Genomic DNA, 23,716 nt, shown 5'->3' with positions numbered 1-23,716 from the left:
TAAACGTGAAATACATTATTTATTAGATAATCGTTTAAAGGATTTTACAATAAAAAGCGCAACAAATCCAACAATTAGGCCAACGATAAATTCTCCAATAATAGAAGGTATTGAATGGATTAATTTATGAATATAATTAATATTATGCACATAAATACCTCCTGCAACTAATAACATTGCAATAGTACCAATGAAAGCTAAACCCCTTATTATTATTGGTAATGCGTTTACTAAAAATTGGCCTATTCTATTTAAAACACTTTTATTATTGGAGTTAAGTTTGATTAAACGATATCCAAAATCGTCCATTCTTATAATTAAAGCTACAATACCATACACCCCAGCAGTAGCTATAATCGCGACAATAGTTACTACTATTATTTGTATTGAAAGTGATTTTTCAACAACAGTACTAAGTGCGATAATTATAATTTCTAAGGAAAGAATGAAATCTACTATTATAGCTGATTTTATTCTTTTCTTTTCATAGATAATAATTTCTTCTTCAGTCATTTCAACTAAATCTTCACTCACATGTTCACTATGTTGATGAGGAAAAATGTATTCATATATTTTTTCGGCACCTTCAAAAGCTAAATATATTCCGCCAATTAATAAAATAGGGATAATAGTGCTTGGTAAAAATGCGCTTAAAAGAAAAGCGATCGGTAAAATAATAAGCTTGTTTAAAAATGAACCCTTTGTAATCGACCATAAAATAGGGAGTTCTCTAGTTGAAGTAAACCCAGAAGCTTTTTCAGCATTTACCGCTAAATCATCTCCTAAAATACCTGCTGTTTTTTTTGTTGCAATTTTACTCATTGCAGCAACATCATCTAGTAATACTGCTATATCATCAAAAAGAGCAAAAAAGCCTGATGCCATTAATTTTGTTTTTATAATTTAATTATTAATGTGCTTCTAGCCAATTATTCCCTAAACCAATTTCTACATCTAAAGGAACACTCAATTGAAAAGCATTTTCCATTTCAGTTTTAATTAAAGGCTGTAACGTTTCTAATTCTGGTTTGTAAATGTCAAATACTAATTCATCATGAACCTGTAATAACATCTTACTTTTATAATTGCCTTCCTCCAATTTATTAAAAATATTAATCATAGCAATTTTAATGATATCTGCAGCACTTCCTTGGATGGGAGCATTAACAGCATTTCGCTCGGCAGCGCCTCGTACTATTGCATTTTGAGCATTAATATTTTTTAAATACCTGCGGCGCCCTAACACTGTTTGTACATATTCATTGTCTCTTGCAAAATCAATTTGTCTACTCATATAGCTTCTTAACTTAGGGTAGGTTGCATAATAAGTTTCAATTAATTCTTTAGCTTCAGATCGCGTTAAGTCAGTTTGGTTGCTCAATCCAAAGGCAGAAACACCATATATAATTCCGAAGTTAACGGTCTTAGCATTGCTCCGTTGTTCACGAGTTACTTCATTTAAAGGAACATTAAAAACATTCGCAGCAGTTGAGGCATGAATATCTTCGCCATTTTTAAAGGCTTCAATCATGGTAGATTCTTCACTTAAAGCAGCGATTATTCGCAACTCTATTTGTGAATAATCTGCCGCTAATAATATATGATCTTCATCTCTTGGGATAAATGCTTTTCGTACTTCACGACCTCGTTCGGTACGAATTGGAATATTCTGTAAATTAGGGTTATTACTGCTTAAACGGCCTGTAGCAGCAACAGTTTGCATATAATCAGTATGAATTCGTTTCGTAGATTCTTCAACCTGTAATGGTAATGCATCAACATAGGTGCTTTTTAATTTTGCAAGCCCTCTGTATTCTAGTACGTCACGAATAATTTCATGATCTTTTGCTAAATAAGAAAGCACATCTTCAGCGGTAGAATATTGTCCTGTTTTTGTCTTTTTAGGCTTGTCGACCAGTTTCATTTTTTCAAATAGAATCACACCTAATTGTTTTGGAGATGCAATATTAAATTCTTCTCCAGCCGCTTCATATATTTTAGAAATTAACACGTTTATATCGGTATCTAACACCGTTGATAATTCATTTAAAAAGTCACTATTCAAATTAATTCCTTCTAATTCCATTGCAGCAAGAACACGCAGTAATGGAATTTCAATATCATCAAATAAGGTACGCGTCTTCGCTTCTACTAGTTCTTTTGTGAAATGTTCTTTTAACTGAAGTGTAATATCCGCATCTTCAACAGCATATTCGGTTTGTTTTTCAACAGGAACATCACGCATTGTTAATTGATTTTTTCCTTTTTTGCCAATTAATTCTGTGATAGAAACTGGGGTGTAGTTGAGGTATGCTTCAGAAAGAGCGTCCATATTATGACGCATATCGGGATTGATTAAATAATGTGCTAACATGGTATCAAACAATTTTCCTTTCACTGTAATACCATATTTTGCTAGTACTTTAATGTCGTATTTTAGATTTTGGCCTATTTTTTCAATAGATACATTTTCAAAAAATGGTCGAAGTAGTTCTAAAATTTCTTGCGCTTTTTCTTTTTCTTCGGAAATAGAAACATAAAACCCTTTGCCAACTTCCCAAGAAAATGCAATTCCAACTAACTCAGCTGTAATTGGATTTAATCCTGTTGTTTCAGTATCGAAACAGACACTGGTTTGTTTCATTAAATTCTGAAGAAATAATTTGGTTCCCATACCAGGTTGCACACTTTGGTAGAAATGTTCTGTGGTTGAAATATTGTTTCTTGAATTATAAACCTCTTGATCATTTGAAGGTTCTCCGTCTCCACCAAAAAGTGAAAATTGTCCCAAGCCAGCCGATTGAGGTTCTGCTTTATTGACAGGTTCTTTTTTTGTAGTTGTTGTTAAAGTAGCTGCGGTTTCAGTAGCAAAGGTTTTTAAAAAATTGGCAGTTAACCTTCTAAATTCTAATTCTTCAAAAATTTCGGTTACACCAGAAATATCAGGTTTCGACATTTCAAAATCTTGGGCATTGAAATCAACAGGAACATCCAAAATTATAGTCGCTAATTCTTTTGAAAGAATTCCAAGTTCTTTTGAAGCTTCTACCTTCTCTTTCATTTTACCTTTCAGTTGATCAGTATTGGCTAATAAGCCTTCCATACTTCCATATGCAGCTATAAATTTTTTAGCTGTTTTATCACCAACACCCGGAAGTCCAGGAATATTATCACTGGCATCTCCCATCATTCCTAGGTAATCGATTACTTGTAATGGAGATTCAACTTCGAAACGTTTTTGAACTTCAGGAATTCCCCAAGTTTCATATCCACCCCCAAACATTGGTCGGTACATAAAAATGTTTTCAGAAACCAATTGTGCAAAATCTTTATCTGGTGTTACCATAAAGGTTTTGTACCCTTCTTTTTCTGCTTTTTTTGCAAGAGTGCCAATTACATCATCGGCTTCAAAACCTTCTTTTACCATGATAGGGATATGCATGGCTGTTAATATTTTTTCAATATAAGGAATCGCAATTTTTATGGCATCTGGTGTAGCATCACGATTGGCTTTGTATTCTGGAAAAGCTTCTTTTCTAGCAACACTTCCTCCCCGATCAAAACAAACAGCTAAGTGATCGGGTCTTTCACGTTTAATAACATCTAATAAAGAATTCGTGAATCCCAAAATAGCTGAGGTGTCCATCCCTTTCGAGTTGATCCTGGGGTTTTTTATTAGTGCGTAATAACCGCGGAATATTAAAGCAAAAGCATCTACTAAAAACAATCTTTTTTTGTCTGACATGTATCGTGTTTTTGACGAAAACCAAATCTACAAAACAAATTTGGTGCTAAGAAATATTTTAGTGTTGTAATAAATACAGCTATTCTTTTTTAACTTATTATAAATCACTAAATTTGAGGAACTAACTAACCCATTATGAAAAACTTAACAAACAAATCAACGAATTCAACATGCTCTAAAATAGCATTTTTCATTTTCTTTATATTCTTTACTGCACAGACCTTTGCACAGGAAGAATCTTCAGATCTTAAGTACAGAAGAAGCTCATTATATACTTTAATGATTGCGGATGAAAATAGAGAATTTAGTTCTGTAATACAAGAAACTTTTACAAACTCAACTATTCCAGATAAATTCAATAACCATATTGTTACCGATAGGGAAATCCCTAAAACATATAATGATTCACTTTCCAAGAAAGAATTAAAAATTGCACAAGAGGAAGCTATTGTAGATTATTTTAGCACCAATGATATAGCAAAAGGAATCGTGGCAAAATGGTTTAATAGAAGTGAGAGTGGTGGATTTAATATGAATTTAATTGCTGAAAGAGGTTCTTATAATGCAACTGATTTAGACATTAAAATTGCTAAGAATAGCGAAAGAGGACTTTCTATGGTCGCTGACGCAGGAGAGGAATTAATTAAAAACACATTTGTTGTTGTCAATGATTTTAAATATACGAACAAAGAAGAAGTTGCTAAAAAAACAAAAGGATTACTTTCGGTTGTATCTGCAGTAGGAGGTTCAACAGTTTCATTAATTGCAGATGGAACTTCTGCTGCTGTTGGTGTTCTTGGTAAGGGTTATATTATAAAAACCTCTGCGTATTTGTATAAATTGGTTTGGAATGAAGAGGTAGCAGCTATTTTTTATAATGACTTTTGGACAGATGATAGTAGTATTGATGCTGAAAAAGTGAAAGCTTTTAATGAAACAGATTTATTTACGCTTGAAGTAGTAGGTGTAGAAACTGCATGGGCAGATTTGCAGAGTACTACGTTTACAAAAAAATCTGAAGAAGAATTAATCTCTGTCGCGACTATAAAAGCAGTTGATGCAGTAATAGCAAAACTTCAAAGAAAGTATGAAGTTTTTAGAACAAAAACACCTTTAAAGAGTGGAGACCCAATTTCGGCGGCGATTGGTCTTAAAGAAGGGCTTGAAAAAGGGGATAAATACGAAGTGTTAGAACAAGTGATTAATGATGAAGGTAAAACAGTTTATGAACGCCTTGGAGTGATCAAAGTTGAAAAAGGAAAAATTTGGGATAACAGATATTTAGCAGAAGAAGAAAACCCTTCAGAAAATAAATTTACTATATTTAAGGGTAAGAAAAACAAGTATTATTCAGGAATGTTAATTAGACAAATAGACTAACTAAATTTAATTTATATGAAGAAAAAACAAATTTTACTCATAGCAATGGTTATTCTTTTCGGGTTTAGTGCAAATGCACAATGGAAAAAGAATAAAGCAAATGCTGACACCAAAATATGGCGCTACGATATTGAATGTGAAGGGATCGCAAAGCAAGGGTCCAAACTAGTAAAAGTATGGTCCTATTCTAAGAACCCTAAACATGCAATTTCGAGTGCAATGAAAAACGCTGTACACGGAATGATATTTAAAGGATATGCAGGAGGAGGACAAGGATGTACTTCATTTAAAGCATTAGTAAGCTCACCAGATGTTGAAGCAAGTCACAAAGAATTTTTCGATAAATTTTTTGCTGAAGGAGGAGAATATATGAAGTATGTATCTGCAGCAACAGATGGAAGTATTGCGCCAGGAGACCGATTAAAAATTAGCAAAAGAGAATATAAAATAGGCGTAATAGTTAATGTACAAAGTGATCAATTAAGAAAAAGACTTGAAAAAGAAGGAATAGCTAAAGGCCTTAGTTCAGGTTTCTAAAATATTTAAAGTAGACATATGAAAAATAGAATAAAATTAATTTTAACAATAAGTATATTAACGTTTAGTGTATTGTCATTTGGTCAGGCTAAAAAACCTACTATTATGGTTGTACCTAGTGATGCATGGTGCATTCAAAATGGTTATGTGCTCACTTTTGATGATCAAGGTTCTACAATAAGAATTCCAGATTATAAAAGAGCTTTTCAAGAAAATACAGATGTTCTTCTAGTAATCAGTCAAATTAACGGAATGATGGCTGACAGAGGATTTCCTTTAAAAAACATGGAAGCAGCTATTAAAACATTAGAGTCTAATGCAGCAGAAGACAATATGAGATCTTCTAAAGATTCTGGAAGCAATGTAAATGAAAGTCCGATAGATGCCTTAAAGAAAGTCGCAAAAGCAGACATCATTATGCAACTTACATGGACGATTAATAAAACAGGACCTAAAAAATCGATCACTTTCAACCTACAAGGTTTAGATTCATATACCGACAAACAGATTGCAACTGCAACTGGAACTGGAGCTCCATCTTTTTCTGCGGAATTACCAGTTCTATTATCTGAATCGGTTTTAGCTCACATCGATAATTTTTGTGTTTCCTTACAATCACATTTTGATGATATGTTTGAAAATGGTCGTGAAATTATTTTAAGAATTCAAACATGGGATGATTGGGATGAAGATTTAGAAAGTGAATTTGATGGAGAAGAACTTGGGTTTCTTATTGAAGATTGGTTAGCAGATAATACAGTAAAAGGAAGATTTAGTACGACCGATATGACTGAAAGTATGGCCTTATTTGAACAAGTAAGAATTCCACTTTATAACGATAAAGGAAGAGCAATTGATGCTAGAAGGTATATAAGAGGTTTAAGTAAATTCTTAAAAAATGCACCTTATTCTATCCCTAATAAATTAGTTATGAAAGGATTAGGAAGAGCTACCTTGATTTTAGGAGGAAAATAAAAATAAAACACATGAAACGAGCATGCTAAAAGCATTATCACATAAGAGGATAATTATTAGCGAACAGCATGTGACCGTTTTAATAAAATAATTTAGACACATGAAAAATATAATATATATATTACTATTTATATCAACTGGAATAGTAGCTCAGGAAACTACAAATGATAATGGGATATTATTAGGTGCTTATATACCGACTCAAGCAGAAGGAATTCCTGCATCTGCTAAAAAAATGTTTGTAAATAAATTAGGACAAATAATTACAAAGAATGGAATTAGTGACAATGTTTATAATTCAAGATTTATATTGGTTCCTAATGTAACTGTTTTAAGTAAAAATGTTACCGCAACAGCGCCTCCTAAAGTAGCCATTAACCTTGGGGTTACTTTATATATTGGTGATGGTGTGGCAGGCAATCTTTTTGAAAGCGAATATTTTGAATTAAAAGGAGTAGGCACAAATGAGACCAAAGCTTATATTTCGGCATTAAAAAGGTTAAGTCCAAAAAATACAGCAGTTCAAGATTTTATTACTAGAGGAAAACAAAAAATCATTAATTACTATAATGAGAATTGTGATTTAATTGTAAAGAAAGCTGGTAGTTTAGAGTCTCAGAACAAACTTGAAGAAGCATTAGAACAATTAGCTAATGTTCCTGAAGCAAGTTCTTGTTTTGATAAAATTGAAAGAAAGATGGGTAATCTTTATCAAAAAATAATAGATAGAGATTGTAAAATAAAATTAGCAGAAGCACAAGCTATTTGGGCGGCAAATCAAAACATTGGTGCAGCGAATGAAGCAGGTGTAATCCTAGCAAGTATTGATCCTCAAGCTAAATGTTTTTCTCAGGTAAACTCATTGTTTTCAAAAATATCAAGTCGAGTTAAGGATCTTTCAGATAGAAGTTGGAACTATCAATTAAAGGTGTTAGATCTTAAAAAAAGAGCTATAAATGCAGCTAGAGATATAGGAGTTGCTTATGGTAGAAATCAACCACAAAACATAACATATAATACTAGAGGTTGGTATTAAAATTTTAATCTCGTTCTAATTTTAATTTAGAACGAGATTTTTTCTTTCTTCCTATCTATTATTGCTTTAAGAATAATAGTTTTGTAACCTGATCAATTGTAGATTTATTAAATAATGAAAACATTTTCAATAGCCATACATGGAGGTGCAGGAACTCTTGTAAAAGGAATGATGACACCTGAAAAAGAAACAGCTTATAAGAATGCACTTACTTTAGCTTTAGATAAAGGATTTTCAATTTTAGAACAGGGAGGAACGGCAATAGGTGCAGTTGAAGCTTCGGTTAAAGAATTAGAGAATTCACCTCTTTTTAATGCTGGAAAGGGAAGTGTTTTTACTGCTGAAGGAACACACGAAATGGATGCTTCAATTATGGATGGATCTAATTTACAAGCTGGAGCAGTTTCTTTAATTTCAGGAATTAAAAACCCAATTAGTCTTGCAAAAGATGTGATGGAGAAAAGTGAGCATGTTTTTTTAGCAGGTGAAGGAGCAATGCAATTTGCAAAAAGCCAGAACTACAATTTAGAAGAGCCATCTTATTTTTATGATCAATTGCGACACGATCAATGGACACAGATTAAAGATACCGATGCTTTTCAATTAGATCATTCAGTTAAAAAAGATTCAAAGTTTGGAACGGTAGGAGCAGTTGCCTGTGATCAAAACGGGAATATAGCAGCAGCGACTTCAACAGGAGGTATGACCAATAAAAAATGGGGTAGAGTTGGAGATAGCCCAATGATTGGCGCTGGAAATTATGCGAATAATAAAACCTGTGCGATCTCTTGTACGGGAAGTGGAGAGTTTTTTATAAGAGGAGTTGTGGCTTATGATGTTTCATGCTTAATGGAGTATAAAGGGCTTGATTTAGTTAGTGCTTGTGAAGAAGTAATTAATAAAAGAATTTTAGAAATTGGAGGAGATGGTGGTTTAATTGGAGTAGATGCAGAAGGTGCTATTTCAATGCCATTTAATACGGAAGGAATGTATAGAGCCTATAAAACTTCAAAAGGAGAAAAAGAGATTTCGATATATAAATAATTTTTTTGTAACTGTATGTTATAAGTAGGTTGATTCACTTAGGGTGGATTAATCAAATTTGCGCCGAAAACCCATCACGTTTGTGACGGTTTTCCTTTTTTATAAAACTCTTTTAATGCAGATAAAAGGCTTAATTTTTAAAGCACTAAAAAAAATAGTCCTTTAGATATATCTAAATTCTATTGAAAGATATAATTCTCTTTCTTTTTCCTGCAATTGTAGTAGCCCAAGATATTTCAGAAAGACAAAGATTTCTAGTCGCTATTGATATTACTGAAAGGCGTATTTTCAAAGTTCAGTTATATCTTGATTTTGAGACAAGGTTAAGTGCTTTGGAATATCAACCAAATGTTATAATTGAGGTAGCTAAAAACAAATAGTTTCGTAGTTGGGGTAATTTTAAATAATCTTTTGAGAAGAAAAGCCGCTTTGGGGGCGGCTTTTCAATTTTTTATATTTCATTTAACCTGCCTTCAGAATCTAATTCCTTTAATTCTTTTACTAATTCTAATGCATCTGGAATTACATCACTACTTAATATTATTAACGATCCTTTTACAGCATTTTTTACAGCATATAAAATGGCTTCTCTTTCAGAAGGAATAATTGTAATTTTTTTATTTGGATCTTTCATTTTAATCCCATCATTCAGCATCTTAATAAGTTCTTCTTCAGATTTACCTCGCAATCGTTTGTCTTGACGAATAATAATTTCATCAAACATTTCTGCAGCGATGGCTCCCATTTCATTATTATCTTCTACACGTCTATCACCAATACCAGCTATAATACCCACTTTTACAGTGGCTTCTAATTCATCTGTAAAATCCTTAAGTGCTCTCATTCCTGCAGGATTATGAGCATAATCTAATAGGATACTAAAATCATTAAACTTAAATAAATTTAAACGACCTGGTGTTTGAGATGCTGAAGGAATAAAAGTTTCTAAAGCAGCTTTCATATCTTCAATACTAATTCCTTGAATATTAGCAGCAAGTATCGCTGGTAATACATTTTGAATCATAAACTTTGCTTTACCACCATAAGTAAGAGGAATATTTTCTGCTTTCATTACACGCATTTTCCACTCTCCCCGACAAATAGTAACAAAACCATTTTCATACACAGCAGTAATACCACCCTTTCTTTGTAATGCTTTTATATGTGGATTGTTTTCATCCATAGAAAACAAGGCTAAATTACATTCTATACCTCTGCGCATATCATACACCAAATCATCATCAGCATTTAAAATAGCATAACCATCAGGTAATACGGTTTCTGGAACCACTCCTTTTACTTTAGCTAATTGCTCTACGGTATGAATTCCTTTTAAACCTAAGTGATCAGCGGCTACATTAGTTACAATAGCAATATCACATTTTTTAAAGCCTAAACCAGCTCTTAATAATCCACCTCTAGCGCTTTCTAATATAGCAAAGTTTACTGTTGGGTCTTTCAATACAAATTCTGCACTAGCAGGACCCGTACAATCACCAGTCATTAATAATCTATTTTGAATATATACACCATCACTTGTTGTATATCCTACTCGATGCCCATTCATTTTTGCAATGTGAGCAAGCAATCTTGTTGTAGTAGTTTTTCCATTTGTTCCAGTGACAGCAATAATTGGAATTCTACCGGTTTTTCCTTTAGGGAATAATTTATCTATTACTGGAGCTGCTACATTTCTTGGTAATCCTGTGGTAGGGGCTAAATGCATTCTAAATCCTGGACCTGCATTTACTTCTAATACTGCTCCGCCTGTTTCTGAAAGAGGTTTGGAAATATCAGTAGTCATGATGTCAATTCCACAAATATCTAAATCGATAATTTTTGAAATTCGTTCTGCCATTGAAACATTTGCAGGATGAATAATATCTGTAATATCTTCAGCAGTCCCACCCGTACTTAAATTGGCGGTATCTTTTAAAATTAATCGTTCACCCTCTGGTAAAACAGAATCTAAGGTGTAACCAGCTGATTTTATTAAAGTTTGAGTTAATTCGTTTGTTGTAATTTGAGTTAGCACTTTTTCATGTCCATAGCCTCTTCTTGGGTCACTATTTACAACATCAATTAATTCTTGTATGCTTGACTTTCCATTACCAATTACATGTGCAGGAGTTCTAATCGCTGCTGCAACTAATTGGTTGTTAATTACTAGGAGTCGATAATCGTCACCTGTAATAAATTTTTCAACGATAATAGCACCACTCCGAGAGCTGTCTTTTGCATGATTAAAAGCAACTAATGCATCCTTATAATTATTAATATCTACGGTGATTCCTCTGCCATGATTTCCATCAACAGGTTTTATTACTAGTGGAAAACCAACATAATCACAAGCATCATTTAGACTTCGTTCTCGGCGAATGATATCCCCTCGCGGAACATCAACTTCAGCTTGTTCTAATAAATATTTAGTATCTTCTTTATCGCAAGCTATTTCAACTCCAATGCTACTCGTTTCACTAGTTACCGTAGCTTGAATTCTTTTTTGATTGGCTCCATATCCTAATTGCACTAAGGAGTATTTGTTTAAGCGTATCCATGGAATTCCTCTTCTTGCTGCTTCTTCAACAATTGAACCAGTACTGGGTCCAAGTCTTTGAGCTTCTCGAAGTTCACGCATTTCTTGAATATCTTCTTCAAGATCATATGCTTCTCCAGAGATTAAAGCTTCACAAATTTTTACAGAAGCTTTTGCTGCATAACGTCCTGCATCTTCTTCAATATAGGAGAACACAACATTATAAACGCCTTCTTCACCATATCCACGGGTTCTTCCGAAACCAGTATCCATACCAGCTAAAGTTTGTATCTCAAGGGCAATGTGCTCAATAATATGTCCCATCCAAGTACCATCATTTACTCGTTGAAAAAAACCACCAGGTTCTCCTACGGAACATCGATGGCTAAACATGGTTGGAAACATTGCTTCTAATCGTTCACTAAAACCATGGATTTTGTTTGAAGGTAATTCTTCCATTTCCTCAAGGTCTAAGACCATAACTATTAACCTATGACGTCTTATAGACCAATAGTTGGGGCCACGCATGGCATTTATTTCTCTTATCTTCATGTTGATTAGATTTTAATAATTATTCTGAAAGTTTATAAATATATGATTTTTTTTATTTCTAAACCTCTATTTTTGTCCCCAAGAAAAAAAATATGCAAGTAAAAGGAACATTAATTCCAATAGGCGGTAATGAAGATAAGGGGATTGAAATTCATGAACAATATAAACTAGAATATATTGAGGAAGGAATACTTTCAAGAGTTGTAAAAGAAAGTGGAGGTAATGAGGCAAATATTGTAGTAATTCCAACCGCATCTGGAATACCAGTAGAAGTTGGAGAGAATTATCTTACTGCTTTTGCTAAATTAGGTTGTGAAAATGTTCAAGTTTTAGATATTAGAAGTCAAGAAGATTCCGAAAAGGATGAATCTATAGCAATGATTTTAAATGCAGATTGTATTATGTTCTCTGGAGGGAATCAATCCAAAATTACAAAACATATAGGAGGCACTAAAATTCATGATATATTATTAGATCGATATAAAAATGATGAAAATTTTGTCATAGCTGGAACTAGCGCAGGAGCAATGGTAATGACTAATGAAATGATAGCTGGCGGAAGTAGTACAGAGGCTTTTATAAAAGGTGCTGTGCTCATGTATAAAGGATTAGGTTTAATTCCTGGACTTATCATTGATACACATTTTATTAAAAGAGGAAGATTTGGAAGACAATCAGAAGCAGTTGCTAAGCACCCAAATCTTTTAGGAATTGGTTTAGCTGAAGACACTGGGCTTGTCATTAAAAATGGGAATGAGTTTGAAGTAATAGGATCAGGTATGATTATTGTTTTCGATCCTAAAGGCTTAACTCATAACAATGAAAAGATACTAGAAGAGGGTACGCCAATGACCATGACCAACCTTGTGGTACATGTACTTTCAAATGGAGATCATTATAATATAAAAACAAGAGAAACCAGAGTGTTACCGATAGATTCTCCTTTCGTATAAATTAAGATTTTATAATTAGCTTGTGTTTTTTATATCCAAAAAACAGGATATATCCATAACATGCTATTGCTAAAACAAAAGCAGTTTTAAACCCGAAAGAATCGATTAATGATCCGAATATAAAAGGAATTATTGCACCTCCTACAATTGCCATACAAAGCAATCCTGAAGCTTGTGCTTTTAAATCTCCTAAACCTTCTAGTGTTAATGTAAATATCGTTGGAAACATGATTGAGTTAAACAATCCAACCGCTAATATCGACCACATCGAAATTAAACCGTGCGTATTTATTGATACTACAATCATAGTGATAGCTAAAGTTGCAAAGGTGCCTAATACTTTTCCTGGTGATACTATTTTAGTAAGATAAGCTCCTACAAACCTTCCAATCATAGCGCCTCCCCAATAAAATATTACAAATATTCCCAATAAGGATTTCGGATCTTTACCAGAAAAGGTTTGATTAAACGTTTTTGCAATGGTATTAGCAATATTCATCATGGAATCATTTTCTGCAACCACACTTGCTAATCCCATATCGTAAAAATAATTTACAAGAAAACTTCCAATAGCAACTTCAGCACCAACGTATACAAAAATACCTAAGGCACCCATGAGCATTAGTTTGTTTTTCAATAATTCTATATAGCCTCCCTTCGGATTTTCTTCCATGAGTTTAGGAAGTTTAATAAAGAAAAACAACAAGGCTAAAACTCCTATAAATCCTGCAATAGCAAGAAATGGAGTTTGAACGGTGGCAGCTTCAGCTAGATAATAATCGCTTCTTTCTATTTCACTTAGTGTTGCGATTTCTTCCGAAGACTTAACAGAATCACTTAATAAAAATAAAGCACCAACTACAGGAGCTATTGTAGTTCCTAAAGAGTTAAATGCCTGAGATAAGTTTAGTCGACTAGAGGCTCCATCTTCATTTCCTAACAAAGCGACATATGGATTAGCTGCTACTTGTAGAATGGTAATTCCTCCCGCTAGCGTAAAATATCCAATTAGAAATACTGAAAATAATCGATTGGAAGCGGCAGGATAAAATAACAAACAACCAATTGCCATGGTTACCAAACCTAAAATGATTCCTTTTTTGTAACCAATTTTAGATAATAAAAAACCAGCAGGAACTGAAAACACAAAAAATGCAACAAAAAATGCAAATTGAACCAATACTGTTTTTGCATAGGTTAATTCAAAAACATCTTTCAATCTTGGGATGAGACTGTCTACGAGTACTGTGATAAAACCCCAAAGAAAAAATAAAATAGTGATTGTTATAAAAGCGGAACGATATGATTTTTGTTGAGACATATTTATTTTTTATTATAGAAATCTGGAGCGTTACTAATGTTTTCATTATTCTGATACGTGGTGGTATAAAAGCCTTCATGAATTGAATAGGCACCCGTTTCACCTTTTTTATTTACTGCAATATATCCCACTTGAAAATTCTCAAAATTAGGGCTCTTTTTAATGATTCTTTTTATAGCCTCTTCACATGCTTCTTGAGGAGATTTTCCTTGTCGCATTAATTCTACTATTAAAAAACTCCCGACTGTTTTTAATACTTCTTCGCCTAAACCAGTGGCGGTAGCTCCACCTATTTCATTATCAATAAAAAGTCCAGAGCCTATAATTGGAGAATCACCTACACGACCTGCCATTTTGTAAGCGAGTCCACTCGTGGTACAACCCCCTGCAATATCTCCATTTTTATCGATGGCTAGCATCCCAATGGTATCATGGTTTTCAATATTAATAATGGGTTTATATTCTGAAGTTTTTTTCCATTCCTCCCAGGCTTTTTTTGAAGCTTCGGTTAATAGATTTTCTCTTTTAAATCCTAATGAAACTGCAAATTGCTCAGCGCCTTTTCCTGCTAAAATTACATGGGGAGTATCTTCCATCACTTTTCTTGCTACAGCGATAGGATGAATAATATTTTGCATACAAACCACTGCTCCATAATCTCCTTCTTTATTCATAATGCAAGCATCTAAGGTGACATTTCCATCTCGATCTGGTAATCCGCCTAATCCAACAGATTGCCCTTCAGCGTTCGCTTCCTCAATCATACATCCTTGCTCAATGGCTTCTAAAGAAGATTTTCCTTCCTGTAATACTTCCCACGCTTTTGCTGTAGAATTTTCCACATTCCATGTTGCAATTACAATGGGTAATGTAGCAGTCAATTCAGATTCTTTATTTTCTATAATGGGAGTTTTTTCTTCTGAAGGTATTTCTTTACAACCGATGATTGCACTTCCAACTGTAAGTCCAACTCCCGTTAAGGATGCATTTTTAATAAAATTTCTTCTTTTCATTTTATTTTACTGTTATTTCATCTATAAAAACCCAGGCTTTTCCATTATGAGGAGCGCCTAAATGCCAAGGAGGTAAATCACCTAAATTTTTAGCGACTATCTTTATATATCGAGAACTATATCCTTCCATGTTGAAGGTTATTGTTTTTATTTCTGTTTCTGAAGAAGCAACTTCAGCAGCTATTTTTTGGGGAGGAAGGTTTTTATAAAACGTTTTTCCGGGAGAAACATAACATTCTACTTCCGTAGGGAAAAAGATCCAACTTCTTTGGTCTTGTAAAAAACTAACTTCAATAGTTTCAAAAGATTTTATGCTTCCTAAATCTATAATAGCAATTACATCGGTATCTTGATATCCCTGCCAAGCTCCTGTTCTAAAATCTTTAGCTCCACGAATACCGTCGATTAAAGCATTGTTACCGCCAGCATTGTATTGATTAGCGTATTTATTTTCAAGTGTAATGCTTAAATTAGGATCTATTTTATAGAATTTAGTAGCTAAGGTATCGCTTGAAATACCATTTTCTATAGCAAAAGTATTTAGTTCGATTTCTTCTGAAATAATAATAGAATCTTCATATTCTGTATAATCTAAATTATTCGTGGAGTAAAATATTTTAGCTGTTTTTGAAGCAATCCCTAAAGAAATAATAGTGTTGTTTTTAAAGGCTACATTTCCTTCAGAAATAAATGGAGCAGGAGTAATAAGGTGTTCATTTATTTCAGTTTTAGGTTCTTGTCCTTCTAGCGTTCCCCAAGAAGATGGTGTTGTACCCATTTTAAAAATTAAACTTCCGCCATTAATAATTTCTTCGTGCGTGATATAAGTTCTTTCTAAGGGTTGATTATTCAAAAATGCTTCTTGAATGTATTTGTTTTCTTCTGAACTATTTTCAGAAACAATAGTAAACGTTTTATTATTTTCAAGATTAATGGTCGCTTTCTCAAACAAAGGAGTTCCAATAATATATTCATTAGATCCTGGAGTAACTGGATAAAACCCTAAAGAACTTAAGACATACCAAGCACTCATTTGCCCACAATCTTCATTTCCTGAAACACCGTCGGGAGCATTTTTATATAATTCGGTTAAAATTTGATAAACTTTTTCTTGGGTTTTATAAGGTTTGTTTACAAAATTATAAAGATAAGCCATGTGGTGACTGGGCTCGTTTCCGTGGGCATATTGTCCGATGAGTCCAGTAATATCTATTTGATTGCGTCCAGAGGTTTCCATATTGGCTGTAAACATGTTGTCAAGGCGATTTTCTAATACACTTTTGCCCCCCATTAAATTCATGAGGCCTGATATATCTTGTGGTGCATATAAGCTGTACTGCCATGCATTGGCTTCTGTATAATTAAAATTGACTTCATAAGGATCGAAGGGAGCAAACCAAGTATTTCTGAAACGACCTCTCATAAATTGAGAAGTGGGATCGTACACATTCTTATAATATTGGGCTCTTTTAGAAAATAATGTATAGTCATTTTCTTTATTCATTGCTTTTGCCATTTGTGCAATGGTCCAATCATCGTACGCATATTCTAGGGTCTTTGACACAGATTCACTTTCATCTTCCATAGGAACAAATCCAACTTTTTTGTATGATTTCAATCCTAATTTATCCTGAAAAGCACTGTGTTTCATTGCCTCAAAAGCTTTTTCTGTATCGTAACCACGAATCCCTTTTAGATAGGCATCAGCTATCACAGGAACCGCATGATAACCAATCATACAATCTGTGTAGTTTGCAGATAAATCCCAAATAGGCATGATGCCGCCTTCATCATATTTTGCTAGAAAAGTGTTAATGAAATCGTTGGTGCGTTCTTGCTCAATAATCGTATATAAAGGATGCGCCGCTCTATAAGTATCCCACAATGAAAAAACGGTATAATAATCGAAATCGGTAGTTTGATGAATTTTTAAATCCATTCCTCGGTATCTCCCATCTACATCATGATACAAATTAGGAGCAATCATGGTATGATAAAGAGCGGTATAAAAGTTTGTTTTGTAATCAATATTTGTACTTTCAATTACTATTTTCTCCAATTGATTTTCCCAAAGATCTTCGGCTTCTTTTTTGATTTGCTCGAACGATTTTTCTCCTATTTCTTCTTCTAAATTTTTACGTGCACCTTCTTCATCTACGGCTGAAATTCCGATAGAAACATATATAGGTTCATTATTAGGATTGATGAATGTTAATGCTATTTTTCTAGCACCTGGCATTCCTTGTACTGGAGGCGACTGTAACATGTCATTAAAAGAATGAGATGTTTTTATATAATAATATAAACGTTGATCGGTTGCCCATGCATCAGAAAATCTATAACCTTGTATTTCTTTGTTAGAAATCTTTTCAATCTTCGCATCCAATACTTTATCGCGATGGATTAGATCTAAAATTACAATTTGACTTTCAGAAGAAGGGTATTGATATTTATGCATTCCTGCACGAGGAGTTACCGTTAACTCTACTTCGATATTGGTTGTGTCAAGCTTTACCTTATAATATCCAGGAGAAGCGAGTTCGTTATCGTGTGAAAAATGTGCGCGATACCCTTTTTTACCATCGGCACCATTATTAAAGTTAATAGTATTCGTTGGCATTAATAAAATATCGCCATAATCACTTACTCCTGTACCACTTAAATGGGTGTGGGAAAAGCCATAGATGTAATTATCACTATAATGGTATCCGCTACATCCATCCCAGCCTTCTAAACGAGTATCCGGGCTTAATTGCATCATGCCAAAAGGCATGGTAGCACCAGGATAAGTGTGACCATGACCTCCTGTGCCAATAAACGGATTTACATATGAAATTAATGTTTTGTCTTTTTGAGCAAGGTTTGTGTTTGTTCTTTCTGAACATCCTAAAAAAAACATAATAACACTTAAAAAAAAGAATACTCTAATCATGTTGAATATTTAAGTTGAAAAGATACAAAAACAGTTAAATAAAAGTGAATGTTATTTTTTAGCTTTTCACTTTAAATATTTAACATTTAGATTTTCCATATGATTCTTTGATTTTTAATTTTCTTTTTACTTCTATTAAGTATAGATTTTTATGCCTATCAAGCAGTTAAAACTGTTGTTAAAAGCGGTGTTGTAACAGGTATTTATGTTGCAATATCTATTGGTGTTTTAGGCTTTTTAGCGTATTCCATTTATAATTATGATAAAAGTGTAGGTCCTTCTTCTGAAACATTAAAAGTAGCTGGATTCTTTTTGCTTTTTTATGTTCCGAAGCTAGTACTTATTGTTTTTATGTTTGGTGAAGATTTAATTCGATTAATTGTTGGAGCGTATAATTTTATCACCAACACTTATTTTGAAGGAAATACAACTCAATATCTGCCTAATCGAAGAAAATTTGTAAGTCAAGTTGCCCTTGGGCTTGCTGTAATTCCTTTTTCTTCTTTGATCTACGGAATGTTTAAAGGAAAATATAATTTTAAAGTAATAACACATACCTTATTTTTTGATGATTTACCAGATGCTTTTGATGGTTTTTCTTTAACTCAAATTAGCGATATTCATTCTGGTAGTTTTAATAATTCTGAAAAAATTGAATATGCAGTTGATTTAATAAATGAACAAAAAACAGATTTAATAGTATTCACAGGAGATATTGTAAATACAAAAGCGGAAGAAATGGATCCTTGGATTCATACCTTGAAGCGAATTAGGAATCCTGAATTTGGAAAATATTCTGTGCTAGGAAATCATGATTATGGCGAGTTTGTTTCTTGGCCTTCAGAAGAAGCAAAGCTGAATAATTTTAAAGCAATTAAGGGCATTCATAAAAAAATAGATTTTAATTTATTGTTGAATGAAAGTGTTTTCATTGAAAAAGATGGAGAACGATTAGCTTTAGTAGGCGTGGAAAATTGGGGGCATAATTTTAAGAAAGCGGGTGATTTAAATAAGGCTTCTTCAAATGTTTCAGAAAAAGATTTTAAAATATTATTAAGCCACGATCCAAGTCATTGGGAACATGAGGTGAAAACTCATAAAGATCATTATCATTTAACATTAAGGGGTCATACCCATGGTTTTCAATTCGGTATTGAAATTCCAGGAATTTTTAAGTGGAGTCCAGTTCAATATGTGTATAAACAATGGGCAGGAATTTATGAGGATTTAGGTCAACATATAAATGTAAATAGAGGTTTTGGACTTCATGCATACCCAGGAAGAGTAGGAATTTAGCTTCAAATCACTGTTATTAAGCTAAAAAAACGATCTATTAACACTTAATTTGCTGGAAATGCTATCTTTGTAATACAATTATTTACCAAACATTTAGAAAATATGTCAAAATTTGGAGAATTAATTGAAACACGAGTGCCTGTTCTTTTGGATTTTTATGCCGATTGGGACGAAGCCAGTAGCGAAATGCATCCAGTTTTAAGAGATGTTGCAGCTGCTTTAGGCGATAAAGCACGAGTGATTAAAATTGATGTTGAAAAAAACCAAGAACTTTCCGAAGCACTTCGCGTGAAAGGATTACCTACTTTAATGATTTATAAAGAAGGTGAAATGAAATGGAGGCAAAGTGGCGAGCAAGATGCTAATACTCTTATTGGGTTAATAAATGAATATGTTTAGTTAGATTTCTGAATTTAAACTAATCTTATTAGAGTTTAATCCATTGGTGTAGATATAGTCTAGTACTTTAGGTAGAACATACTTAAGTCTTTTTTCAGCTTTTAAACTATCATGAAAAACTATAATACTGCCAGGTTCTATGTTTTTCAATACATTTTGAAGACATTTTTCTTCTGAAATCGATGCGTCAAAATCAGCACTTAACACATCCCACATACAAATAGAATATCCTTTTTTCTGAAGAATACTAGCCTGTTTTGATGTTATTTTGCCATAAGGAGGTCGAAAAAGAGTATTGATTGAAGATTTGTCATCTTGAACTAGATTCAGGATCTCTTCAAATTTTTCACAATTAATACTATAATCTTCAGTAGATGTTTTCCATCCATTTAAATGATTGAAGGTGTGATTCCCTGTCGCATGCCCTTCTTTTAAAAGCCTATTATAAATTAAAGGATGCTTTTGAACATTATCACCGATACAGAAAAAGGTGGCTTTTGCTTTAAACCGGCTTAACGTATCAAGAACCCAAGGGGTAACTTCAGGAATTGGACCATCGTCAAAAGTAATATAAACTGAATTCAAATTATTTGGTAAAGACCAGATCCTTTTGGGAAATAGCCATTTTAATACCGTAGGGGATTTTACCAAATATGGTTTCACATTTTATAATATATTTTTTTACTGAATACTATCTGTTGATGATTCAGAAGAATCTAATGGTTTATTTTCTATTTTAATATTATCATCTTCTACTTCATAGAAATCAGGAAACTGTTTAATGTATTCATTAAAAATATCCGCTTCTTCTTTTGCAAATTCTTCTACATCAAATATAATAGAAACTTCAACTAATCCTCTATAGTATTCAATAGCACTAATTATTTCTTGAGCGTATTGACGTTGTTTAGAGGGTTTAAGTCCACTATAAAATAAAATGTTTTCTTGATATTTTTTGGTAACATCCTTAAAAACTTGTCTAGCTTTTTCAGGTTTGTCAATTTGATAATACCCTGCTATAAATGGTTCTAAAAGTGAATAGTATTCAAATTTATCAACTGGCATTTTTTCCATACCAAGGTCAAATAACTGTTCTGCTTTATCAAAATCACCTTCTTTAATTAACACATCTGCTAATCGAGCAAGGTTACTTCTGTAGGTAATTCCATTTTTTCTTGTTTCTACATCATGATAAATTCTTGGATCGCCACTATTACCCCAATCCCATTTCATAACAATGTCGAACATTTTACCGCTGTCAATTCTACCCATATCATAAGGGTTTCTTTTATCTATTGCGGTTTTAATAGGGACTAATTTATATACAACACCATCTAATTGTAAGTACTCCTTCATCCATAAATAATCATCGTCACCAAAACTCCCTGGGCTAAAATAAATTGGACGCTCCCAATTATTATTTGCTATAATATCTAACATTAATAATCGATTTTTATAAATGGCATCCCCTTTTAGTACAATGTCAATATATGGAACAATTAAATGGGCATCTTTTTCATCAACAATTCCGTTTTTAAGTACAGCTTCTTTATCTACAGGAACACGAATTATTTTAGAAGGGAATGTATTTGCAAAATGGCCGCTTTCCAGCTCTACTTTAGTTTTTCGACTGTCATCTGCGATAAAATTCATCCATGTTTTTATATCGATGGTGTCTTGTTTGGTTTTTTGGAAGAACAGAAAATCACGAGAACCATATCTATACTTATCATGGGTTAACTGTGAAGGAATAGGGTCACTATCAAATGCCTTTTTCTTCATGTCGTCAATGTACCAATCGGTTTGAAAAAGACTAGTATTTATAACTCTAACATCACGACGGTAGCCTTCAATTCCTTGTGCATACCATAATGCAAAAGTATCATTATCACCAATGGTAAAAATTATTGCATTTTTATCACAAGAATCTAAATACATTTTAGCCATAGACTGTGCTGTGTATCTATTTGAACGATCATGATCATCCCAATTTTGGGAGATTAGAAGTAAAGGTGAAGCTAATAATGTTGTTGTTAATACAATAGGTATCGCTAATTTTGGCTTTAAATAATCTTTTAAAAGATCATATAAAGCATAGACTCCAAATCCTATCCACATTGCAAAAACATAAAAAGACCCAACCAAGGCATAATCTCTTTCTCGAGGCTCAAAAGGTCTTTCATTTAAATAGACTTTTAGTGCAATTCCTGTAAAAAGAAATAGTACAAATAATACCCAGAAGCTTTTATTGTCACTTTTAAAGTGAAATACTAAGCCTAATATTCCTAGGATTAAGGGTAATAAATAATAGGTATTTCTAGCTTTATTGGTTGCTACATCACTAGGTAAATTGTCTTGACTTCCTAATCTTAATTCATCTAAATAATCTATTCCACTTAACCAATTTCCATGTAAATCTGTGTATTCCCCTTGTTTGTCATCTTGTCTTCCTGCGAAATTCCACATAAAATACCGCCAATACATATAGCCAAATTGATATTCGAACATAAAGGAAATATTTTGTCCAAATGTTGGTTTTTGAATATCCATAAATGGACCAAAATCTTTTAGGAAGGAATTAAAATCACTACTATCAACAAGCCCTTTATTATATGCTTGTTTAAATTTTTTCACTTCTTCAACTAGACGTTTTTCACCTCGATATTCTCTTTTTATGGTAAACTCTAAACCATTTGTAAACTCTAAATAATTTGCACTATTATCAGAACTCCACATTCTTGGCAAAAATGTTTTGTGACTGTCGTCTAGATTCTGACTTGCATTTTTGTATTCATTTACGATAACATATTTTTTCGATTCTAAGTCCTTTTCGTATTTAGGCTTATCGTCTTTATAAGGATTAGATTCATCTAAACCTGAATAGGTTTCAGTAAAAAGTGGACCGTAAAAAAGGTGGGTCTCTGGATATTGTTCTCGGTTGTAATAGGCAAGTAATTCTCTAGCATTATTGGGGTTATTTTCATTAATTACAGTTCCAGCATTTGCACGGATGGGTAACATTACCCAACTTGAAAACCCAATAAAAATGAATAAAACGCAAAGAACCAAGGTGTTTAATTGTATAAAGCTCTTACTAAGAGTATAACGAAGTAAATAATAAAATAAAGCTATAAATAATATCCCGGCAATGATTGTTCCTGAATTAAAAGGAAGACCAATACTGTTTATGAAAAATAATTCCGAAGCACTAAAAAACTTAAGTGTCATCGGTAATAACAATTTAAATATAAAAAGTAAGATTGCTACCATAACAATATTGGCAACTATGAAGTTTTTTACAGTAACTTTTTTATAATTCTTAAAGAAATACAAGAAGCCCATAGCAGGTATGGTTAATAATCCCATGAAGTGAACTCCAAATGATAAGCCAATAATAAAAGCGATTAAAATGACCCAACGATTCCCTCTTGGGGTATTCATTTCTTTTTCCCATCTCAGGGCACAATAGAATAGAATAGACATAATGCAAGCAGCAGCAGCATAGACTTCAGCTTCAACAGCATTAAACCAAAAACTATCTGTAAAAGCAAATGTTAAGGCGCCAATAGCTGCACTTCCTATTATAGCAAGGCTATTATTATTGTTTAGTTCCTGGTTTTTTAATAGTACATTTCTAAGTAAAATTGTTAATGACCAAAACATAAATAAAATGGTAAATGCACTAGCAAAAACTGACATTAAATTTATTGTAAGAGCAATATCTGTTGCTTTTAATGCAAATATGGAGAAAAAAGCACCTAATAATTGATATAAAGGAGCTCCTGGAGGGTGACCAACTTCTAAATTACTTGACGTTGTTATATATTCTCCAGCATCCCAAAAACTTGCAGTTGGTTCTACTGTAAGCCAATAGGTGAGTAGTGCAATTGCAAATACAAACCAGCCTATTATTTTATTCCATTTATTAAAGTTGAAGGAACCCATATTTGTTAGCTATTTTAATGAGGCGAATTTACTAATAATATAAATAATGTCT

The 23,716-nt window shown here is 32.9% G+C and carries 16 protein-coding genes; 8 read left to right on the top strand and 8 right to left on the bottom strand.

What is annotated here, in order from left to right; translation table 11 throughout:
- Positions 1 to 15: 15 nt before the first annotated feature.
- Both ABXT64_RS04000 and polA read right to left on the bottom strand, forming a co-directional pair.
- A complete protein-coding gene (locus ABXT64_RS04000) occupies positions 16 to 885 on the bottom strand; it encodes a DUF808 domain-containing protein (protein ID WP_443634124.1) in 870 nt (289 codons plus the stop codon).
- Positions 886 to 910: 25 nt separating this feature from the next.
- Positions 911 to 3,745, bottom strand: coding sequence for a DNA polymerase I (polA, locus tag ABXT64_RS03995; RefSeq protein WP_443634123.1), 2,835 nt, complete (start codon positions 3,743 to 3,745; stop codon positions 911 to 913).
- A 135-nt stretch (positions 3,746 to 3,880) separates the two neighbouring features.
- Here polA and ABXT64_RS03990 point away from each other — a divergent pair, with 135 nt between their 5' ends.
- The 5 genes from ABXT64_RS03990 (at position 3,881) to ABXT64_RS03970 (ending at position 8,717) form a co-directional block, all read left to right on the top strand.
- Positions 3,881 to 5,125, top strand: a complete 1,245-nt coding sequence (locus tag ABXT64_RS03990) for a hypothetical protein (RefSeq protein ID WP_443634122.1) — start codon at positions 3,881 to 3,883, stop codon at positions 5,123 to 5,125.
- Between the two features lie 15 nt (positions 5,126 to 5,140).
- Complete coding sequence (locus ABXT64_RS03985; RefSeq protein ID WP_443634120.1) at positions 5,141 to 5,662, top strand: hypothetical protein; 522 nt, start codon at positions 5,141 to 5,143, stop codon at positions 5,660 to 5,662.
- 18 nt (positions 5,663 to 5,680) lie between these two features.
- Positions 5,681 to 6,637 (top strand): DUF6175 family protein, encoded by a 957-nt coding sequence (locus tag ABXT64_RS03980; RefSeq protein WP_443634119.1) that lies wholly within the window; start codon positions 5,681 to 5,683, stop codon positions 6,635 to 6,637.
- Positions 6,638 to 6,737: 100 nt separating this feature from the next.
- The gene (locus ABXT64_RS03975; protein WP_443634117.1) at positions 6,738 to 7,673 is read left to right on the top strand and encodes a hypothetical protein; all 936 of its coding nucleotides are present in this window, start codon (positions 6,738 to 6,740) and stop codon (positions 7,671 to 7,673) included.
- Positions 7,674 to 7,787: 114 nt separating this feature from the next.
- Positions 7,788 to 8,717, top strand: a complete 930-nt coding sequence (locus ABXT64_RS03970; RefSeq protein WP_443634115.1) for an isoaspartyl peptidase/L-asparaginase family protein — start codon at positions 7,788 to 7,790, stop codon at positions 8,715 to 8,717.
- 451 nt (positions 8,718 to 9,168) lie between these two features.
- On the opposite strand, the gene cphA is transcribed toward ABXT64_RS03970, so the two are convergent.
- Positions 9,169 to 11,805, bottom strand: coding sequence for a cyanophycin synthetase (gene cphA, locus ABXT64_RS03965; RefSeq protein WP_443634114.1), 2,637 nt, complete (start codon positions 11,803 to 11,805; stop codon positions 9,169 to 9,171).
- A 92-nt stretch (positions 11,806 to 11,897) separates the two neighbouring features.
- Between cphA and ABXT64_RS03960 the strand changes: the two genes are divergently transcribed.
- Entirely contained in the window at positions 11,898 to 12,758 is an 861-nt protein-coding gene (locus ABXT64_RS03960) for a cyanophycinase (RefSeq protein WP_443634113.1), read from the top strand.
- Between the two features lies 1 nt (position 12,759).
- Here ABXT64_RS03960 and ABXT64_RS03955 read toward each other — a convergent pair whose 3' ends face one another.
- From ABXT64_RS03955 to ABXT64_RS03945, 3 genes are read right to left on the bottom strand one after another with little or no spacing between them, the layout of a single operon-like run.
- Entirely contained in the window at positions 12,760 to 14,079 is a 1,320-nt protein-coding gene (locus ABXT64_RS03955; RefSeq protein WP_443634111.1) for a sugar MFS transporter, read from the bottom strand.
- 2 nt (positions 14,080 to 14,081) lie between these two features.
- Positions 14,082 to 15,092, bottom strand: a complete 1,011-nt coding sequence (locus ABXT64_RS03950; RefSeq protein WP_443634110.1) for a N(4)-(beta-N-acetylglucosaminyl)-L-asparaginase — start codon at positions 15,090 to 15,092, stop codon at positions 14,082 to 14,084.
- Between the two features lies 1 nt (position 15,093).
- Positions 15,094 to 18,024, bottom strand: coding sequence for a GH92 family glycosyl hydrolase (locus tag ABXT64_RS03945; RefSeq protein WP_443634108.1), 2,931 nt, complete (start codon positions 18,022 to 18,024; stop codon positions 15,094 to 15,096).
- 312 nt (positions 18,025 to 18,336) lie between these two features.
- Between ABXT64_RS03945 and ABXT64_RS03940 the strand changes: the two genes are divergently transcribed.
- The gene (locus ABXT64_RS03940) at positions 18,337 to 19,320 is read left to right on the top strand and encodes a metallophosphoesterase (RefSeq protein ID WP_443634106.1); all 984 of its coding nucleotides are present in this window, start codon (positions 18,337 to 18,339) and stop codon (positions 19,318 to 19,320) included.
- Positions 19,321 to 19,422: 102 nt separating this feature from the next.
- The gene (locus ABXT64_RS03935) at positions 19,423 to 19,719 is read left to right on the top strand and encodes a thioredoxin family protein (protein WP_443634105.1); all 297 of its coding nucleotides are present in this window, start codon (positions 19,423 to 19,425) and stop codon (positions 19,717 to 19,719) included.
- On the opposite strand, the gene ABXT64_RS03930 is transcribed toward ABXT64_RS03935, so the two are convergent.
- On the bottom strand, positions 19,720 to 20,304 hold the full coding sequence (locus tag ABXT64_RS03930) for a polysaccharide deacetylase family protein (protein WP_443634103.1): 585 nt from the start codon (positions 20,302 to 20,304) through the stop codon (positions 19,720 to 19,722).
- 96 nt (positions 20,305 to 20,400) lie between these two features.
- The gene (locus tag ABXT64_RS03925) at positions 20,401 to 23,664 is read right to left on the bottom strand and encodes a protein O-mannosyl-transferase family (RefSeq protein WP_443634102.1); all 3,264 of its coding nucleotides are present in this window, start codon (positions 23,662 to 23,664) and stop codon (positions 20,401 to 20,403) included.
- Between the last annotated feature and the right edge of the window lie 52 nt (positions 23,665 to 23,716).

Origin of the sequence: Candidatus Marifrigoribacter sp. Uisw_064 (assembly GCF_047730175.1) — a bacterium.
Classification (GTDB): Bacteria; Bacteroidota; Bacteroidia; order Flavobacteriales; family Flavobacteriaceae; genus Marifrigoribacter.
Note: the sequence above shows the minus strand (reverse complement) of the source record. Positions and strands in the feature narration are given on the sequence as shown.

Coding starts and splice junctions, on each gene's coding strand:
- ABXT64_RS04000 (WP_443634124.1), bottom strand. CDS start 885: ATGGCATCAGGCTTTTTTGCTCTTTTTGATGATATAGCAGTATTACTA.
- polA (WP_443634123.1), bottom strand. CDS start 3,745: ATGTCAGACAAAAAAAGATTGTTTTTAGTAGATGCTTTTGCTTTAATA.
- ABXT64_RS03990 (WP_443634122.1), top strand. CDS start 3,881: ATGAAAAACTTAACAAACAAATCAACGAATTCAACATGCTCTAAAATA.
- ABXT64_RS03985 (WP_443634120.1), top strand. CDS start 5,141: ATGAAGAAAAAACAAATTTTACTCATAGCAATGGTTATTCTTTTCGGG.
- ABXT64_RS03980 (WP_443634119.1), top strand. CDS start 5,681: ATGAAAAATAGAATAAAATTAATTTTAACAATAAGTATATTAACGTTT.
- ABXT64_RS03975 (WP_443634117.1), top strand. CDS start 6,738: ATGAAAAATATAATATATATATTACTATTTATATCAACTGGAATAGTA.
- ABXT64_RS03970 (WP_443634115.1), top strand. CDS start 7,788: ATGAAAACATTTTCAATAGCCATACATGGAGGTGCAGGAACTCTTGTA.
- cphA (WP_443634114.1), bottom strand. CDS start 11,805: ATGAAGATAAGAGAAATAAATGCCATGCGTGGCCCCAACTATTGGTCT.
- ABXT64_RS03960 (WP_443634113.1), top strand. CDS start 11,898: ATGCAAGTAAAAGGAACATTAATTCCAATAGGCGGTAATGAAGATAAG.
- ABXT64_RS03955 (WP_443634111.1), bottom strand. CDS start 14,079: ATGTCTCAACAAAAATCATATCGTTCCGCTTTTATAACAATCACTATT.
- ABXT64_RS03950 (WP_443634110.1), bottom strand. CDS start 15,092: ATGAAAAGAAGAAATTTTATTAAAAATGCATCCTTAACGGGAGTTGGA.
- ABXT64_RS03945 (WP_443634108.1), bottom strand. CDS start 18,024: ATGATTAGAGTATTCTTTTTTTTAAGTGTTATTATGTTTTTTTTAGGA.
- ABXT64_RS03935 (WP_443634105.1), top strand. CDS start 19,423: ATGTCAAAATTTGGAGAATTAATTGAAACACGAGTGCCTGTTCTTTTG.
- ABXT64_RS03925 (WP_443634102.1), bottom strand. CDS start 23,664: ATGGGTTCCTTCAACTTTAATAAATGGAATAAAATAATAGGCTGGTTT.